The sequence below is a fragment of the Hymenobacter sp. GOD-10R genome (assembly GCF_035609205.1).
GTDB lineage: Bacteria > Bacteroidota > Bacteroidia > Cytophagales > Hymenobacteraceae > Hymenobacter.
On sequence record NZ_CP141184.1, the window covers coordinates 2986359 to 3004040 of the forward strand.

Sequence of the window (17682 nt, forward strand, 5' to 3'; positions counted from 1 at the left end):
AAGCTCCTGTTCTGCGCTCAGACACCTCAAATGCCAGCAGAAATGCATAATGCACATAAGGCTGACGACCTCTAGTTATTGAAAACAAAAAACGGGGCCTTGCGGCCCCGTTTTTTGTTTTCAATAACTAGTATCGATTGTTAGTGCATGTGCCCGCCTTCACCGTGCACGTGGCCGTGGTCCAGCTCTTCTTGCGTCGCGTCGCGCACGCCTTCTACTTTACCATCGAAGTGCATGACCATGCCGGCTAGCGGGTGGTTGAAGTCCATCTGCACGGTGTCGGCGCCGATTTCGACGATTTTGCCTTGCATGTGGTTGCCTTCGTTGTCGGCCATGGGCAGGAAGTTGCCCTCTTGCAGCATCTCTTCATCGATTTTGCCATCGATTTCGAACACTTGCTTCGGGATGCTTACCACGGCTTGCTGATCGTAGTCGCCGTAGGCTTGGTCGGGGGTTAGGGAGAAGCTAAACGTCTCGCCAGCGCCTTTGCCGCTTAGTTGATTCTCAAACTCTTCCGGTAGTCCGCTGTGGCCGAAAATAAAGACCATTGGGGCGTCGGCTTCAGCCGACTCTACCAATACTTTCTCTTGGTTTTCGTCGGTCACGCTCAGGTCATAGGTGATAGTGACGACTTTGTTGGGGCTGATCTGGGCCATACTACAGGGGTGGACGGGGTGTCCGTTTTTTGGGTGTTGGATTAGGCAATTGCAATAGCTAGTTACGGAAATAACCTGGAATGTGACGGTACAAGCAAGGAAGACTCCCAAATTCAGCACCTGTCACCAGCAGGATGTAAGATTTTGGCATTGCCCTAACTGCTTTAGCCGCTTTGCGTTAAGCTGAGCATTAAAATAACGTTAAGATGCTGCTAGCCAAAGTACCCGGCAAGCTTAGGCGGTGCTAGACCTGCTCTAAGCCTAGGCTAACCGCAACAGCATCGGCGTTCTGTTTCTAATCGTCTCTACCTGCATGAACCCGAAGTTTCTTCCGCTGCTTCTGAGCGGCGCATTGCTGGCAAGCTGCCAGTCTAATCCGACCAAAACCGAGACTACTACCGCCACTTCCACCGACTCTACGGCAACAGCCGCGGCCGACACCATGGGCGTGCCCGCTGGCAGCATCCCAACGGTTGGCGAGCCAAAGCTGCTATTCAAGCTGCCTGAGAAGTATAACACCCCCGATGGCCTTGCGCTAGCCCCAAATGGCAACGTACTGCTTTCCATCCCGAACCTAGCTAATAACAGCTACCCGGCTGCTATTCTGGAAATCGTAGGAGATTCGGCCAAGCCGTACATAACGGACCTGCCCGCAGAGCCTACCACTAAGAAGGCCGCGCCCATGGACTTAGCGTTTGGACCCGACGGCAACCTGTACTACGCCGAAAACCAGTACGAGAACAGCAAAAAGTTCGTGTCGCGGCTGATGCGGGTGCGTATGCAAAACGGGAAGCCTGGCCCTATCGAAACGGCTGTGGACAGCTTTGCTTTGGCCAATGCAGTGGTGTGGAAGGGGAACAAACTGTATGTGACCGATAGCCAGTGGGACATGCCCGACAACGACAAGGGCAGCGCCGTTATGGTATTCACGCTCGATGAGCTAAAGCGCGGCCGCATTCACCTCAAGCCTAAAACCAAGGACCCACACGTACTAACTACGTTCACGACCAACGTGAACGAAACCGGCGTGGACAACGGAGCTGACGGCCTCGACTACGACAGCCAGGGTAACTTCTACACCGGCTCGTTTGGCGACGGCACCTTCTACAAAATGACACTAAAGCCCGACGGCACGCTGGCCAAGCAAGAAGCCCTGCCCCTGAAAGGCGACAAAATCACCTGCATCGATGGCCTCGTCATCGACCGCGCCACGGATAAGGCTTACATCACGGGTGCCCGTCAGAATGCCATTTTTGTCGTTAATCTGAAAGACAACACCGTAACAACCCTAGCTCAAAACCCCGACACCGATGGTGCCGGCGGCAAACTCGACCAGCCTGCCGAAGTGCTGCTGAAAGGCAAACGCCTCTACATTTCTGACTACGACAACCCCGTGAAGCACTTCGTAAATACGAAATCGGACGCGCCACATACGGAGTCGTACATTGATATAAAGTAAGAGCCACTGCTCACCTATAAAGACAACGAGCCAGCTACTCACAGTAGCTGGCTCGTTGTCTTTATAGGTGAACACCTTTATTGAATGTTCGACCATTCAAACTTTACTTATACTTAGCCATATAAAAGAGGCTATCTACTTATATGCATACTCCTTTAAGTAATCTTCTAGCTACGTTTTTAGGGCTGACCTTAATGCAGTGCAGTTCCGAACCATCTAAAACTTCCACTATTAAAGAGCCAGCTAGCGCAGTAGATTCTGCCGCTAAGGATCCTTCCGTTGGTTCTTGGCAGGTTGAACCCGATAGCGCGAATAAGACGCAAGGTTATGAAGTAGGGACGCTTAACCCTGATTCAAACGCGCCGTACCAAGACGTGAAGCTGATGAACGTTGAGCGTCAGATAGCTAGCTATACGGCACTAATACCCATTCAAGAAACACCAAGCGGGAAGATAAGCTTGCAGGTCGAACTGAACCCGCAAAAGCATTCTATTAAAAAGCTCACCTTGCTATATGCAAGACAAAACCAATGGCATACTATAAAGCAGATTGGTAATGGAGTAGGACATTATAATACGACAAAGCAGCGCTACTATGTAAATGTAGCTTATCAGGAAGTTCTAGAACTTCCTGATAAGCTACAATCTTCTAGCGACTTACGAGAAGTCAATTGCTGGGTTTCTACCCAGACCAATACAGCAGGAATTCAGCACATTGAGCCTGTTAAGTTGTGAGTTTGAGTTGTCTCTGGGCTGCTCGCTCAATAGACCAAACAAGTCTTATTGCATTTCCCAGGCCGTACGGTAGGCACCGATGCTCTCCACATAGTCCAAGAACGCCTTATAAAACTCGTGGCGACCTAGGGTGCCAGAGTCGCCGACGATGAGAAGCTTGCGGCGGGCGCGGGTCATGGCCACGTTCATGCGGCGGATATCGGAGAGGAAGCCAATGTCGCCCGTATCGTTGGAGCGCGTCATCGTGATGCAGATAATGTCACGCTCTTGGCCCTGGAACGAGTCCACAGTGCCGACGCTTAGTAGGCGGTGCGTCACCATCTCGGCTAGCTCGGGACTGTCTTCTACCTTGTCTTTCAAGTAGTTAATCTGGGCGCGGTAGGGGGCAATAACGCCGACGGTGAGCAAATCGGTGAGGTGGTCTTCGGGCACGTATACGCTGAGCAGCTCCGAGAGGCGGCGCAACAACAGATCTGCTTCCTCGGGGTTCGCCACCGAACGGCTTTCTGCAATACCTAGCTCCTGGAAGCCAAAGCCGGCCGTGTCGAGAAACTCCACAGCAAGGTCGGGTGCAAAGCGGAGGTCGTACTCGGCTAGGTCGGCATGAGCCACGCTAGGCGCGGCCACAAGCTTACCGTCGTAGAATTGCTCCGAGCTAAACTCCATAATCTGCTCGTGCATGCGATACTGCACCGTGAGCATGCGTGCCGATTCTGGCTGACGCGTGATGCACTTCTCAAATAGCGTTTCACGCAGACCGTCGCGCGCGGCTTGCTCGCTTTTCACGGTAGGCGGCAGCTGCTGGTGGTCACCAGCCAGTACTACGCGGTTGCCCTTCGTAATGGGAATCCAGCAGCCGGGTTCCAGCGCCTGCGCCGCTTCGTCGATAAACACCGTTTCGTAGGTGAGGTGACGAATGGCGCGGTTGCCGGCTCCCACGAGCGTACAAGTCAGAACCTGCACTTTGTCGAGCAAATCCTCCGTGATGTAGCGCTCTAGGTTGTCAGAATCTTGCAGCATCTGGTGGGCTTGCTCCTTGAGCATGCGGCGCTGCTCACGCTCCTCCCAGCCGAAGTGACGCTTGAACTTGCCCGCCATTTCGCGGTATTGCTCAGCCGTTTGGCGCATAGATTTCAGCTCGGGGTAGCTTCTATGGGCCATAATCTGCGCGTCCAAGGTATGCTCCAGCAGCAGATCCGAAACCCGCGAAGGGTTGCCCATGCGAATCACGTTGACGCCGCGTTCCGCTAGCTTTTCGGTGAGCAAGTCCACGGCCGTATTACTTGGTGCACACACCAGCACGCGCCGCTCGCGCCGGATCGTTTCCAGGATGGCTTGCACCAGCGTGGTCGTTTTGCCGGTGCCAGGCGGGCCGTGGATAATAGCTACGTCTTTGGCCGCCAGCACGTGGCGCACCGCGGCTAGCTGCGACTCATTCAGTGGGCTAGGGTAGTAGAGGGTGGCTTCGCTTTCATCTCGGAAGCGGGCCGGTTTACCACCTAGCAAAATGTCGCGCAGCTCGGCGAGGCGGGTTTCGTAGGCGCCCATCACCTTCTGCAAGGCGTGCTCCATTTCGCGGTAGCTTACCTCGTCGAAGGTCAGATCGACCCCCAACTTGCCTTCGTCAATCCAGTCGGGCAGGTCTTCTTTGTTGGTGGCGAGCAGAATTTTGTTGCGACGCACGGCCGTAATCACGCCGTTGAGCGTGGGGCGGTCGGTAGCAGCGCGGTTGGGAATGTTACCAAAGAGGGCAGCATTGCGGCCTACTTGAAACAAGTGCAAGCTGTTCTGGCTGGCTGGGCGCTCTAGCTCCAGCACCAGCTTGCCGCCGAAGCCGATTTCTTCTTTGGTGATTTTAACAGGATACCAGGTCAGGCCGCGGTGCTGCCGCTCGGCGATGCTGGTTTTAGCGCTCTTGATTTTGAACTGCTCCAAGTCTTCCTGCTGCTCTAGCTTCATGAGCGCTTGGACTTTGCGTAGTTCTTTCTCTAACGCGTAGGGATCGGTATATGTAGGTTGGTCAGGCAAAATGGTACTCGTTATCGGGTCGTTGATAACAACGAAAACGGCAAAAGGGTGGCCGAAGGTCGGGGAGATTTTTGGAATGCTTTAGCTAATCATCCGTTAGCTATGCGTCTGACATATTTATCTAAATCTTACAAGTCTCGAAAGATGGGACAAACCTGCCATATTAATAAAGGCAAGAGCATGACTCTAAGCTGGGTAGAAAATTGACTTTACCAGATTGGAATAGAGTTATATAGTGGATAATGTCATGCCTCAACAAGTGTAGTATAACGTTTTTTCTACGGATAGCAGTTGCGCTTACATGAACTGTTGCAGCTCCTTCCCTTGAATAGCCGCCGCCATCAGCCCCGGAAATTTGTCGGGGGTGCAGGCGAAGCTAGGTATGCCCATGGCGGCTAGCTTCTCCGCTAGGTGGCGGTCGAAGCTAGGGGCGCCATCGTCGCTAAGGGCTAGGAGGACCACGAACGTGACGCCGGCCGCTTTGAGCGTAGCGGCGCGTTTGAGTAGTTCAGCCGAGTTGCCGCCTTCGTACAGGTCGCTGATGAGCACCAGGATTGTATCGGTGGGGCGGGTGATGAGTTGCTGACAGTAGGCAATGGCGCGGTTGATATCGGTGCCGCCGCCGAGCTGGATGCCAAACAGTAAGTCTACCGGATCTTTTAGGTCTTGGGTGAGGTCAGCCACGGCAGTGTCGAATACCACCATGTGGGTGCGCACCGCCCGCACCGACGCCAGCACCGCCCCAAACACGCCCGCGTACACCACCGACGACGCCATCGAGCCACTTTGGTCCACGCACAGCACGATTTCCTTTAGGGCTTGCCCACGCTTACCGTAGCCAACGAGCTTTTCGGGGATAAGCGTTTTGTAGCTAGGTTGATAGTGTTTTAAGTTGGCTCGAATGGTTGCCGTCCAGTTGATTTCGTGGTAGCGTGGCCGCGGGTTGCGCACCGCCCGGCTTAGCGCACCCTGCACGGCTTGGCGGAGCGGATTCGAAAGCTTTTGCTCTAGCTCCTGCACCACGCGCTGCACTACTTCGCGGGCGGTGTGCTTCACTTTGGCCGGCATCACGCGTCCCAGCGACATCAGCAAGCCAACCAAATGCACATCGGCCTGCACAGTGCGCAAAATCTCCGGTTCCAGGAGCATTTGCTGCAAACCCAGGCGCTCCATGGCATCTTTCTGCATCACGGCCACCACAGAGGAGGGGAAATACTGGCGGATATCGCCCAGCCAGCGCGACACCCGCGGGGAAGAGGCGCCTAGCCCGGCCTTGCGCTCCGTGCTGTCTTGATCGTAGAGGGCGGTTAGTACCTCGTCCATACGGCCGTAGTCTACGGACATCGGGATGGTATTATCGGCATCGGCTGGCGAGCCCAGCACGAGTTTCCAGCGGGCAGGATTGGACATGAGAGAAGCTAGCTTTGAGTAGATTCCAGTAAGATGAGCTTAGGCAGGGAGCGTTATAATAAACTCTGTATAATGCCCTTCCTCGGTTTTTATGTTGATGGTACCGCCGTGCCCCTTGGTGATAATATCGTGGCTTAACGACAACCCCAGGCCCGTACCAACGCCCGCGGGTTTGGTGGTGAAAAAAGCCTGAAAAGCTTGCTGCTTAACCTCCTCGCTCATCCCAGTGCCATTGTCGCGGATGCGAATTTCTATCTGCTGCGCCAACTGCTTGGTCGTGATCCAAACCGTAGGGGAGTAGTCTGCTGCTGCCGTTTGCCCGCGCTGCTGCACGGCGTGGAAGGAATTGGTTAGCAAGTTGAGCAGCACCCGGCCCATGTCCTGCGGTACCAAGCTCACCGGCGCTAGATCGGGTGCTAGGTCGAGGGTGAGGGTGGCATGAAAGGCAGCATCCTGGGCTTGTAATCCTTTGTAAGCTAGCTCTAACTGATCGGCTATCAGGGCATTCAAGTCGTTCGGTTGACGGCGGTTTGTGCCAGAGCGGGAGTGGTCGAGCATGTCCTTGATAATGGAGGAAGCGCGCAGGCCGTGTTGGCTGATTTCCTGAAGGTTCTGCTTCAGCCCGGCCACAATCTCTTGTTCCAACTCATCCGTGTGCCCGTCACTCTTCCGCGGATGCTGCATGTCGTCAAGCATTTTGGTGCTGACTTCGGCGAAGCGCTTCATGAAGTTGAGCGGGTTCTGTAGCTCGTGCGCAATGCCCGCCGACATCTCTCCCACGAATGCCCACTTCTCCGCCGCCACTAGTTGGTTTTGGGCCTGACGTAATTGCGCCAGTGTGCGCTTGTTCGTTCGGAGCTGATAATAGAGCACTACTCCCAAGCCAGATATCAAGGTTACTACGCCCAAGGATATGGCTAGTAGAAAGTTGCGCTGACGCAAACGCAATGTTTGCAGCGCATGCGCATGGCGCAGACCCTCAATTTTTTCATTTTGTGCCTGCTCCGTTCGCTCACCTTCGTACTGCGCAATGTTGAATGCGTTCTGTACCGTATTCATCGAATCGGCCAAGGCTAGGTACGCGTGGGTATAGCGCTGCACTTGCGTAAGCTGTTTCTGCTCGTCGTAGAAGTGGATAATTTGCCTTAACAGCTTGGGACGTAGTACATTAAATTTTACTTCATTCGCCTTCTGGTAGGCCAGAAGCCAGTGCTGTTCGGCGCGATGGTATTGGCCAATAGCAATATAGTACTGTGCCCACGTCTGATCCAGCATGAACTCGCCAGGCCGACCAGAAATGGTAAGTGCCAGCGAATCCGACAAGGATTGCGCCCGCCGCAATAGTGGCAGCGCCTCCTGCGTGCGACCTAGCTCCACCAATACGGCACTTTTTTGCACGAGCCCATACGCGGTGTGTGGGAAGCGGTCTAGCGGATCGCGGCGAGCAGCCAGCAAGGATAAGTCGGCGTAATGCAAGCCCTGCGGTAAGCGGTGTTGCCGCAGGGTGAGTTTGGCAAGGGCATTTAGGGTATAAAAGCGCCGCAAGCCCTCTAGCTTGTACCGGTTTTCCAGCTGCATGGCTAAACTCAAGTATTCTTGCGCTTTATCAAGATTGCCCCACTCTTCATACGCCGAGCCTGCCACCATCAATTCGTTGACGTACAGCATACGGTCAAACGCTTTGAATAAGTCGGCAGCGTGCAAATAGCTGCTGATGGCGTGGTTGAAATCGCCCTGGTGGCGATAGGAACTCCCCAGCACCAAGTAGCACGCCGCGGCATTCTCATTAGCGCCGTGCAATCGGTAGTAAGCTAACTTTCGAAAGAAGTACGCGAAGCGGGCCTCCGGCTGATGCATGCGGTTATACAGCGGTGCTAAGTCGATCAATAAGCGCGGAATTGGCCGGTGCTCCTGGTCAAATAAGGTGACTGTGCGGTGCAGCAGCTGCATCGCCTGCGCATCATTAGTACCCTCTATCCACAGGCCAACCCCTTGGCGCAAAAGCCGGTACGGTTAATCGTTGAATTCCTGCAATTGTCCATTGAGCACTAGCAGCTCATCAAGCAACGGGAGAGCCTCGGAGCGCAAGCGGGCATCGGTTAGTTCTGTTACGTCGAGCAGGTGCACAAGCGTGTGTAGCCGCGCCAAGTCGGGGCGTTGCTGACGCAAAGCATAGTGAAGAGAGTCGTAGTCGGCGTTCCAGTAGCTATCTGCCCGTAGTGGAAAACTAGGGAGCAAAGTAAACAGCAGCAACAGAACAGACAGCAGAAAAACGCGCACAAGAGGATGAGGAGTGGACTGACTAGAATCGGGTTTGCCACGGGCGGCGGCAACCAAATACCCAGCAAGTATCCTGGCTAAATAGGTGGAAAAGAGGGATAAGATCGGTGAGGCTTATCCAAAGAGCAGAGGCTAAAGATACGGGTGCAGAGCAAGAGTTTTGCTGCTGCAAGCGGGGAATAAATAGGAACAAATATGGAGACTGCTTATCACCTTCGGAGCAGCGCCAGTAAGAATGGGGTGAGAAGGTGTAAGTGCTTTATGCTTGCTTGTAGTGGGGCAATGAACCAGTTAGTTATAGCTAATCAAGCGCTATGGCTACGTCATGCCTAACAGCTCTCGTAGTACTGGCAGCACGCGCAGCCCACGCGCCAAGTCAATGTCCGTTTCCTGCTTTTGCTGCGCCATCGGTCCATCTACCGCCAGCGCTAATACCTGCTGCCGTTCGGGCTGGCTAAAATCGGCGAAGGAGCGGCGCAGCAGCGGCACGATTTCCTGAAACACAGGCTCGTCCAGGCTCGTCAGCCAATCGTCGAGCAACTCGAACAGCACGCCGTTGTGGATGAGCAGCAGGCCGCTCCCACGCAAGAAGCCTTCGATCCAGGCGGTGGCATATTCGGTGGGCTGAGCAGGCGCGAGGGCTAGGCCAAGCAGCGTGGCTGTGTCGTCGGGAGCTATCTGCTGGGCATCGAATAGTAGCCGGGTAGCAGCGCCAGCAAGCAGGCCACTGCTGCTAGGTTGTTGCGCAATGGTACGCAGGGCGGCATACCAACCAGCGTGTTGGGCTTCATCGGGCAGCAGGCGGATGGACTGGTGCACGGCTTCAATGCGTTCCAGCAACTGCCGGGCAGCATCCGCATCCAGGCCCGTGCATGCCAGAGGCAGCGAAATGCATAGGCGCGGAACCAAGTGGTGAACTACTTCTGCCACTTGGGCGCTTTCAGTGCGACGCACGTTGCCGTAACGCAGTACGTTCACCAGCGGCGGCAAGGCCGTGAGTAAGTGCACCACGTCGCGCGTGCCGGCGCTCAGCGTTTCGAGGCGGGCCACCAGCGCGGGTAGGGCCGGACCTAGGTCGGCGCGCAGGGCTTCTTCCAGCAGCTGACTAATCTGGCCTAGGTCGGTAGCTTCTTGGGCGCGGTGAGCGGCGGCTCCACTGGCAGCGGCCAAAATGGTGTTGCCCCAACGGCTAGCTTCTAGCACACCGAGCACCATTTCAGGACGCCATTGCAGCTCCCATACCTCGTGGAAGGTGCCGCTCTTGCCTTGCACTCGCTGCGGCTGACCCCACCGAATGCCGAGCAGCTGCAAACGGTGCAGCAAGTGGCTCCGACCTAGGTCGAGGTCTTTGCGCAGGTCGAGTGCAAGCGTTTTGCTGGCAGCTTCGGGCTTGAGACGCAAGGCTTTTTGCTGCTGCGCTAGGTCTTGCTGCAAGGGCGAGGCAGGTAGTTCCTCGGGCACTTCCCCTAGCTTCTCACCAATGACGAGCTGCTGGTGTACCAAGTGCAGCGCCTCCGCGTAGCCGCCCCCGAAGATGGACACCGCCGCTTCTTCCAACTCTGCAATGCCCGGCAAGGCTAGCCCGCGCACGGCCGCCAGCGCCTCCGCCAGCCGCACGCCTTCAATAGCGTGCGCCGACGAAGCGTCGATCTGCTGCGCCCGCAACAGGTGGGCAGCGCGCACCATCCAGTGCGTCACGATCCGGTCGCGGGGCTCGGCAAACAGTAGCTCGTACCAAGCCGGCGAGAGCACGCCCGCGCCGTAGCCCGACTGAAAAGCTAACCGCTCGTAGGTCCAGGGTACCCAGGTGGCTTCGGTGGGCACTTTCTTCAGGCCTTTGAGGCGGGCTTTGTCGTCTTTGGCGTAGCGCGGCAACTCTTCGGCACGCAGCACCGGCGCGTGCCAGGCCCCACACACCACCGCCACGCGCTGGTAGCCTTGTTTGAGGGTGTTACGCAACGTCTCGCGCATGTAGGCCTCACGCAGCAAGGTCTCCTCTGATTCGGGTTGAGCTAGCTCCTCGCGTAACGCCGTCATCATCGATAGCACGACTTCGAAGGTGTCGGCGTGGCCGGTGCTGTGCTCGATGCGGGCTTCCCACCACCGTTCCCCGTCGGAGTAGCCGTCGAGGCGGGCGAGGTGGGCGATAGGGTCGTGCCGGAGTTCGGTTTCTGTTTCTTGCGCTAGGTTTTCAGAAGAAAAGCTAGGTTCCACTGCTGTCTCGTCTGCTTCCGGTGCTTCGGCCGCGCTGGGCGTTTTGTCTTCTCGTCGCAGAAGCTCACGAGGGGCCGCGCTAGGCACCTGCTCCACGGTATCGGGTAGCGCGAAGCGTAAGGCCATTGGCAGATCGAAGCAGCGCAAGTGGGCGTCGTGCTGCGCGCACCACTGCACCGCCTGCCACTCGGGCGAGAAGTGGGCGAAGGGTAGAAAGGTGGCCTGCGCATGCTGCTTGGGATTGTAGACTAGCAGGGCGACAGGCGGCTGCAAATTGGGATTGGCCGCTAGAGCTAGCGCCTTCTCGCCGTCAGCTGGGCATTCGAGCAGCACGATGTCGGGTTGGTAATCGTCCAGTGCTTTCAGGAGGCTGGCGGTGCTGCCAGGCCCGTGGTGGCGGATGCCGCAGAGGTGGAGGTCGGTGGTCATTGTTCTAGGGAGTGGAAGAGCTAAATGGCGGTTGTTTCATCCGCTCATTCTTGTAATTGCCCTTGATATCATCTGGTATCTGTAACCAGATATGATCCGGAATACCAGGCTGACTTTTATTAGCAAATTGTTTTTCTTCGTCCCAAGTCGTTATAAAATCCCAATAAACAAGGAAAAAATCACCTGCTAGAACAAAGTCCATCCAGCCATCAGCAACTAGGCAATCAGCCTCATCAAAAATGGTTATGCCAGAATAATTTTCAAGATACCCGTCTAGGTATATAGCGTCATTTCCTTCAATGCAGCTTTCTGACCAGTCGAATTTTAAAACTGGCTTATCGATATGATAATATCTTAGATCAACGATGAGCTGCTCCTCAACAAGTTTTCGTAGCTGAGGCCCCATAGGGCTGGAAAGGCCTAGGTCAGTGTAATTAGGCTTGTGTTTTTGCATCAGTAAGATCAATCTGACTTGTTACACCTCGCTCATGGAGTATCTGCTTCGCTGCCTCTAATGCATCGGGTACGACATTCTGATTGCGTACCATCTCCAGCAAACTTTCCTCAGACCTCTTGGCGAATGTGGCTTTGAACTTGGCTATACGTTCGCGTTGGTTGTCAGCTTTCTTTTGAGGACTAGGTGACGGAATCACATAAGCTCGTAGAAAGCGGTGAGCACTCTGCTTATTGAGAAAATAGTAAATGACAAGTAGCAGCAGAGAGAGAGGTTGAATTCCAATCGGGCCTATTCCGAAACTATCTTTATCGGGAGTGAAATTGGCGAGGTTGAACAGCCCCATGGTTAAAGTCAGGATGAGAACCGGCTTGAACACGCTTCTTTTTAGGAAGTAAACAAGCAGACTTACGGCGACTCCTGCGAAGCCTACGTAGTGGGGCAGGCTAAATACTCTGTCGTAATATGCGCCTGCATAATACACTTTGTCAAAAAGGATTGTAAGGAGTGTATAGACACATATTCCAGCTAAAGCCAATAGAGGGATAATGTTTCTGTGAATTCGAAGTAGCTTCATGGGATACAATAAAATTGCTTTTACTCCACCACTTCCCGGCACGCCCGATACAAATCTTTCCACCCATCCCGCTCCTTCACCACGGTTTCGAGATATTCTAGCCACACTACGCGGTCTTGCACGGGGTCTTTGATGACGGCGCCGGTGAGGCCGGCGGCTAGGTCGGCGGCTTGCAGGGTGCCGTCGCCGAAGTAGGCGGCTAGGGCTAGGCCGCTGTTGAGCACCGAAATAGCCTCGCCGGTGCTGAGCGTGCCGCTGGGGCTTTTGAGCTTAGTTTTGCCGTTCTCAGTCACGCCCGAGCGCAGTTCGCGGAAGATGGTCACGAGGCGGCTGATCTGCTCTAGAGCGGCGGTAGTGGGCGGCAGTTGTAGGGCGCGGCCGGTTTTCTCCACTCGCGAGTGCACAATCTGCACTTCCTCGGCTACGGAAGTGGGCAGGGGCAGCACGACCGTGTTGAAGCGGCGACGCAGGGCGCTGCTCAACTCGTTCACGCCTTTGTCGCGGTCGTTGGCGGTGGCTATCACGTTGAAGCCGCGTGTGGCCTGCACCTCGGTAGCTAGCTCGGGCACGGGCAACACCTTCTCAGAGAGCACCGTGATGAGCGTATCCTGCACGTCGGAGGGGATGCGCGTGAGTTCTTCCACCCGCACCAAGCTGCCTTCCTGCATGCCTTTGAGCAGGGGCGAGGGCACCAGCGCCCCGGCCGAAGGTCCTTCGGCAATAAGGCGGGCGTAGTTCCAAGAGTAGCGAATGGCATCTTCGGAAGTGCCCGCCGTGCCCTGTATAAGTAGGTTAGAATGCCCGCTGATGGCCGCCGTTAGGTGCTCCGATACCCAGCTTTTCGCCGTGCCGGGTACGCCGAGCAGCAGCAGGGCGCGGTCGGTGGCGAGGGTAGCTACGGCAATTTCCATCAGCCGCCGCTGCCCGATGTACTTGGGCTCAATCTCAAAGCCATTATCTAGCTTACCGCCGAGCAGGTATGTCACCACCGCCCAAGGCGAGAGTTTCCAGTTAGGCGGCTTGGGGCGGTCGTCGAGGGCAATGAGGGCGGCGAGTTCTTCAGCGTATTGCACCTCAGCGTGCGGGCGTAGAATTTCGGAAGAGGGATTGAGCGACATATAGGAAGTTAGAGGCTAGGAGTTGGAAATTAGCAATGTACAATATTGGTTAGCAGCTACTTAGATTTATGGCATGACAAGCCGAAATAGGTTTATAGCGTGATCAAGCCTGATCATACAATTGCGCCGCCTGTCATCCCGAGCTTGCGAAGGACCTTATCACGTTTGAACAAGTCGTTGTTGTGTCTGTCGTTTGAGCATGACAAGGTCCTTCGCAAGCTCAGGATGACAGAGAGGCGTTCAGCCGTCGGGGGCGGGTAGTTCGGTGAGGGTTTCGTGGAGCTGTTGGCGAAAGTAAAGCGCACTTAAAAACTGCTCGGTAGCAGTGTTGATGGAAGAATCTACGTGGCCTAGGTTGCGCAAAGCCTTGGCGCAGTGGGCGTACTCGGTGGGCGGCACCGTTAGCTGCATGTGGCGCAGAAGCTGTGTGAGCCGGTAGATGAGGAGGTACTGCTGCGAGCTGTTGGAGACGGTCAGCGTGTTTTCGATGATTTCCAAAGCCTTGTGCGTGAGAGCTTCCGGCCATGGGCCGGGCAAGTCTACCAGCAGCGTTTCCCAGCGCGCTTCGGGCTGGGTGAAGCGCGGGTGCCGTGGCAGGTGCGCCAAAAGTAGCCGCGTGACCTCTGTGTGGCTAGCTGTTGCTATGGCTTGGAAAGACGTGAGCGGCGGCACGTTGTCGTGGGTGAGCTGCAAACCTAGGTAGGCGAGGGCCCAAGCGGCGGAGCGGTGCAGCAGCAGAGCATACTTCCAAGCTGGTAGCAGCAACGAAGCCCACTCGCTAGTAGCCGCTAGCGCCAGCAGATCGGCAGGGGAGATGTCCCAGTGGGCAGTCCACCGCTCGGGCGGAATCAGGGCTAGGAACTGACCTAGCCACGCCGCCTTTTCGCCAGTGAAGCGGTTGTCTTTCTGCTCAATACCATCCGCTTGCCATGCCGGCGACCACGCAGCGGGCAAGGTGACATCCAGCTTTTTGCGGCCCAGTAGCGGCTTTTTTAGCTCTAGACAAGGCAGGGCGTATTGCCACAAACGTTCTACTAAGGTATTGCCAGGCGTGCGTGCCAGCAAGGGCGTTACCGTTTGGCGAACTTCCTTGCTTTTTGAGGCCAAATAGTGCTCTAGCAGCGGAGCATCGTCGGCGTGTAGGGTAGGAACCGGAATGAGCGTCGATAGGAGTGCGGCTTGCGTTTTGACGGGCTCCAGGGGCAAAGCAACGGCTAATAGCTCCCGGGCCTGCGCGGGGTCTTGCTGTCGTATGGTTTGTAAATAGGTCTGTCGTTGGCTGAGCGTGCCGGTTTCCCACGTTGCTGAGTCGGGCACCTCTGAAGCGGCTAGCACGTGCTGCCACTCCGAATTGAGCCGCACCAGCCACGAGCCCCGCTCCCCGAGCACTGCCGCGGCCGGCGCGTGCAGCTCAGAGCGGGTACGTACATAGTTGAGCAGGGATACCAACTGCTGGTGTGGTACCCGGCGCCCAACTTGCGCTACGCTGACCAAATAATCGGACAGCAACGCAGGGTAGCGTTCCATCAATAGTTGACGCAACGCATCCTGGCCTTTCAAACCTAAGGTCGGCGCGGTTTCAGCTGGCGCCAGCTGCGTTTCGGAAGGGGCGGCTACGGGCGCTTTGAAGCCCGCTTTGCGCACCAGGGCCAAGGAGCCTGCTGCTAACAAAACTTGCTCCTCGCGGGATGCTGGCGTGGGCAACTCTGCCAAGCTAGGTACTCCTTCGCCGCTTTGGCGGGTGCCAAGCAGGGTCACGCGCAGCAATTGTTGCCAGTCGGTGTGCGGGTTCATGCGGAAATGGCTGTTGGGGCCGCTACCGGCGCGGCCCAGTGCATGATGGGAAAAAAGGCGTGGCCATTCCACTCACCGAAGATCGTGAGCGGTTGCCCACCACTGGCGGCCAGGAGTTGCCAGGCTAGCTCTGGGTCGCAGCGTAGGGGCAATTGGAGCTGCTCGGTTGGGTGAAAGAGAATGGGCTGCGCCTTAGGGTCGAACTGGGGTATTACGCCATTAAGCGTCACGGGCCACTCGCGCAGCCAAGGCAAGTGGCTAAGCGCGGTGGTATAAGTGTCGAGGAAACCATGAATGGAGTTGCCAGCAGGCATCAGGCGAGGCCGGATGCCGCTGAATGTCCAGGCGCCTGTCGTCACAGCGCGCAGCGGGCAGGCGCTGGGGTAAAAGGCGAGACTGCCCACGTACTGGCCAGCAGGCACCAACGCTGTGGCAAAAGCTTGGCCGCCAAAAGAATACTCCAGCACCAGTGCGTAACGCCCCGTGCCAATGCCCCACAGCCAGGTTCGGCGGGCCAGTAGCCGTTCTTCCTCCTTTGTGACTTGCCCTACCACCAACCAAGTGTCAGCCACGGCAGGTTGCTGGGCTTGCACGTCTTCCTTCTTGCTATTGATGCCAACGAGTTGAAGAACATCCTGCTGAAGCTCCGGGGATAGTTGCTCTAGCCGCAGGAAGGCACGCACCAGCAAGTATAACTCGCCGAGCCGGGCCAACAGCCGCTCTGGCCAATCGAGGCCCGCGTAGCGCAATGTAGCCAACTCGCGCAGCACGGAAGCTAGGCCAGGGAGTTGATCATCAACGAGGCGCGCCGCCTGGTTTTCCCAGAAGGTGCGGGGCTGATTTTCGGTTTGAGCTAGGCCCGCGCTGATAAGGTCTTGCAGCCAGATCAGTAGTTCCGCTGCGCCGCGCTGCATGCGTTGCAAACGAGCTTCGCTAACGAGGCTAGCCGCCTCTTGTACAGTAGATTCCTCAACTTCCGAAGCGCTAGGGTCATCGATGGCTTTTGCGACGGGCGCTTGGGTGACTTTCTTGGGCTGGTTTTGCTCCCGCTTAGCAAGCCACTCTGCCAGCCAAGGGGGCGATGTGTTGCCCGTAAAGCGCGCTGCTTCACGTGCTAACAAGAGCAGCAGCCCCGCGCCGTGCTTGCAAGGGAATACCCGGCTCGGGCAAGAACACTTGAAAGCAGGCTCCGTGAGGTCGATGCCAACTTGATAGGGCTTGGAGCCACTGCCCGCGCATTCGCCCCAGGCGGCCGTGTCGGTGCGGCCTAGGTTGCTCCACTTGGGAGGCATGGCGAGGTCAAGACCCCGCTTGAGCGTGCCGGCGTCGGTCACCAGCGCGCGTACTTGTTCTTCCGTCCAGATCAACTAACAAGGCCGTTTGCGGCGTAAAAATCAGCGTCGTATTAGATGCCTAAAATAGTAGCTGAGCTTGGAAAGGCAAGCTAATATAATTAGAAAAATTGCTAAATATTGTAGTAATCAGATGCTCAATGTGTTGGGTTTGCTCCTCAAAAGCTAGCATACTAAGTCGCAAACGAAGCGCCGCAGTTTTGGCACTGGTATAAGGTGGTGCCAGCGTAGAATAGGCGTTTCCACCACCGCACATGCGGCGCCGGCAACGTGTCCGTGGAGCCGCAGCGTGGGCAGCGGTTCGGTACTTCCGCCGTGCGGTGCTGCTCAAACTCGGCCACGATGCCCCGTGCAGCTTCGACCTCATCTTCCTCAATCAGGAGCTGGTAATAAAGTCCGTCGCCAAACGGAAAGGAGGGCGGGCCAGCGCTCTTAACCAGAGCAATGATTTCTGCCTCGCGCAGGTCGTTGTATAAAGTCACCGCCTCGGCGTACGTCAGGTAGTCGGCGGCAGGAATGAGCATGAGAAAAGCTAGGGTTAAGAGGCTAACGTGGTTCCTTACCCCCGCCGAGCGCGCCGTACGGGCAACTTTTGGCGCAACCGGTACACGTACACCAACAAGCTCGCGCTGAGCAAGGCCAGCGCTACGGCTATTAGTTCGCGGCTGGTGCGGGTGGCATCAGCAGTGGCGAGCTGCTCCTGCGCTTCGGCTAGCTTTTTCTGTCGCTGCTTGTCGCGAAGCTCGAGGTCTTGAATTTGGTTTTGCAGGTCGTAGAACCGCTCGCGGGTGGAGGACTGGTCGCCCTGCGCTAGGCTTGCTTGCCGCTCGGCCTGGGTTTTCTCCGCCACGATGCCCGCCGTGCGACGAATGCCGCTTTCTTTTACCGCCTGAATTAGCTCGCTGTCTTTGCGAATAATGCCCTTCAGCGCATCCACCACCTCCTGCAGGTCTTTCTTGCTAGGCTTGTTGCCAAAAAGGCTATTGCGCTGGGCATTAGCTTCTTCGTACTGGCGAACCAACGTTTCTCGCTCCTGAATGAGGTGGGGAACGGGGTCATCGACGGGCGCGGGCTGTTGGAGTAGGAGGGCAAGAACCAGGAATTTCATACGGCAAAATAGGCAGATTGTAGGAACGTGCCACGGCGCATTTATTCCTAAACGATCTGGCCGTAACGC

The 17682-nt window shown here is 56.3% G+C and carries 15 protein-coding genes; 2 read left to right on the forward strand and 13 right to left on the reverse strand.

The window, feature by feature from the left end; translation table 11 throughout:
* Nucleotides 1-140: 140 nt before the first annotated feature.
* Entirely contained in the window at nt 141-656 is a 516-nt protein-coding gene (locus tag SD425_RS12015) for an FKBP-type peptidyl-prolyl cis-trans isomerase (RefSeq protein ID WP_324678838.1), read from the reverse strand.
* A 313-nt stretch (nt 657-969) separates the two neighbouring features.
* On the opposite strand from SD425_RS12015, the gene SD425_RS12020 reads away from it, so the two are divergent.
* Together SD425_RS12020 and SD425_RS12025 are read left to right on the forward strand one after the other, a co-directional pair.
* Nucleotides 970-2115 (forward strand): hypothetical protein, encoded by a 1146-nt coding sequence (locus SD425_RS12020; RefSeq protein ID WP_324678840.1) that lies wholly within the window; start codon nt 970-972, stop codon nt 2113-2115.
* A gap of 143 nt (nt 2116-2258) precedes the next feature.
* Nucleotides 2259-2849 (forward strand): hypothetical protein, encoded by a 591-nt coding sequence (locus tag SD425_RS12025; RefSeq protein WP_324678842.1) that lies wholly within the window; start codon nt 2259-2261, stop codon nt 2847-2849.
* Between the two features lie 45 nt (nt 2850-2894).
* Here the strand turns inward: SD425_RS12025 and SD425_RS12030 are convergent, their stop codons facing one another.
* From SD425_RS12030 to SD425_RS12085, 12 genes are all read right to left on the reverse strand, one after another.
* Nucleotides 2895-4877, reverse strand: coding sequence for an AAA domain-containing protein (locus tag SD425_RS12030; protein WP_324678844.1), 1983 nt, complete (start codon nt 4875-4877; stop codon nt 2895-2897).
* 297 nt (nt 4878-5174) lie between these two features.
* The gene (locus SD425_RS12035; RefSeq protein ID WP_324678846.1) at nt 5175-6287 is read right to left on the reverse strand and encodes a VWA domain-containing protein; all 1113 of its coding nucleotides are present in this window, start codon (nt 6285-6287) and stop codon (nt 5175-5177) included.
* Between the two features lie 39 nt (nt 6288-6326).
* Nucleotides 6327-8288 carry an ATP-binding protein gene (locus tag SD425_RS12040; RefSeq protein ID WP_324678848.1) on the reverse strand — a complete coding sequence of 654 codons (1962 nt, stop codon included), beginning with the start codon at nt 8286-8288 and terminating at the stop codon, nt 6327-6329.
* Nucleotides 8289-8300: 12 nt separating this feature from the next.
* Nucleotides 8301-8567, reverse strand: coding sequence for a hypothetical protein (locus SD425_RS12045; protein ID WP_324678851.1), 267 nt, complete (start codon nt 8565-8567; stop codon nt 8301-8303).
* 318 nt (nt 8568-8885) lie between these two features.
* On the reverse strand, nt 8886-11210 hold the full coding sequence (locus SD425_RS12050) for a DUF5682 family protein (protein ID WP_324678853.1): 2325 nt from the start codon (nt 11208-11210) through the stop codon (nt 8886-8888).
* A gap of 4 nt (nt 11211-11214) precedes the next feature.
* Nucleotides 11215-11664, reverse strand: coding sequence for a hypothetical protein (locus SD425_RS12055; protein ID WP_324678855.1), 450 nt, complete (start codon nt 11662-11664; stop codon nt 11215-11217).
* Nucleotides 11645-12241 carry a hypothetical protein gene (locus tag SD425_RS12060; RefSeq protein ID WP_324678858.1) on the reverse strand — a complete coding sequence of 199 codons (597 nt, stop codon included), beginning with the start codon at nt 12239-12241 and terminating at the stop codon, nt 11645-11647. Before SD425_RS12060 ends, SD425_RS12055 begins: the two co-directional genes overlap by 20 nt.
* Nucleotides 12242-12261: 20 nt before the next feature.
* Nucleotides 12262-13359 (reverse strand): ATP-binding protein, encoded by a 1098-nt coding sequence (locus SD425_RS12065; RefSeq protein WP_324678860.1) that lies wholly within the window; start codon nt 13357-13359, stop codon nt 12262-12264.
* Between the two features lie 240 nt (nt 13360-13599).
* The gene (locus SD425_RS12070; RefSeq protein ID WP_324678863.1) at nt 13600-15153 is read right to left on the reverse strand and encodes a DUF5691 domain-containing protein; all 1554 of its coding nucleotides are present in this window, start codon (nt 15151-15153) and stop codon (nt 13600-13602) included.
* Complete coding sequence (locus tag SD425_RS12075; protein WP_324678865.1) at nt 15150-16520, reverse strand: hypothetical protein; 1371 nt, start codon at nt 16518-16520, stop codon at nt 15150-15152. The genes SD425_RS12070 and SD425_RS12075 overlap by 4 nt, the downstream gene beginning before the upstream one ends.
* 158 nt (nt 16521-16678) lie before the next feature.
* Nucleotides 16679-17029 (reverse strand): hypothetical protein, encoded by a 351-nt coding sequence (locus SD425_RS12080; protein ID WP_324678867.1) that lies wholly within the window; start codon nt 17027-17029, stop codon nt 16679-16681.
* A 35-nt stretch (nt 17030-17064) separates the two neighbouring features.
* The gene (locus tag SD425_RS12085) at nt 17065-17613 is read right to left on the reverse strand and encodes a hypothetical protein (RefSeq protein ID WP_324678869.1); all 549 of its coding nucleotides are present in this window, start codon (nt 17611-17613) and stop codon (nt 17065-17067) included.
* Nucleotides 17614-17682: the final 69 nt, after the last annotated feature.

Coding starts and splice junctions, on each gene's coding strand:
- SD425_RS12015 (WP_324678838.1), bottom strand. CDS start 656: ATGGCCCAGATCAGCCCCAACAAAGTCGTCACTATCACCTATGACCTG.
- SD425_RS12020 (WP_324678840.1), top strand. CDS start 970: ATGAACCCGAAGTTTCTTCCGCTGCTTCTGAGCGGCGCATTGCTGGCA.
- SD425_RS12025 (WP_324678842.1), top strand. CDS start 2,259: ATGCATACTCCTTTAAGTAATCTTCTAGCTACGTTTTTAGGGCTGACC.
- SD425_RS12035 (WP_324678846.1), bottom strand. CDS start 6,287: ATGTCCAATCCTGCCCGCTGGAAACTCGTGCTGGGCTCGCCAGCCGAT.
- SD425_RS12050 (WP_324678853.1), bottom strand. CDS start 11,210: ATGACCACCGACCTCCACCTCTGCGGCATCCGCCACCACGGGCCTGGC.
- SD425_RS12055 (WP_324678855.1), bottom strand. CDS start 11,664: ATGCAAAAACACAAGCCTAATTACACTGACCTAGGCCTTTCCAGCCCT.
- SD425_RS12060 (WP_324678858.1), bottom strand. CDS start 12,241: ATGAAGCTACTTCGAATTCACAGAAACATTATCCCTCTATTGGCTTTA.
- SD425_RS12065 (WP_324678860.1), bottom strand. CDS start 13,359: ATGTCGCTCAATCCCTCTTCCGAAATTCTACGCCCGCACGCTGAGGTG.
- SD425_RS12070 (WP_324678863.1), bottom strand. CDS start 15,153: ATGAACCCGCACACCGACTGGCAACAATTGCTGCGCGTGACCCTGCTT.
- SD425_RS12080 (WP_324678867.1), bottom strand. CDS start 17,029: ATGCTCATTCCTGCCGCCGACTACCTGACGTACGCCGAGGCGGTGACT.
- SD425_RS12085 (WP_324678869.1), bottom strand. CDS start 17,613: ATGAAATTCCTGGTTCTTGCCCTCCTACTCCAACAGCCCGCGCCCGTC.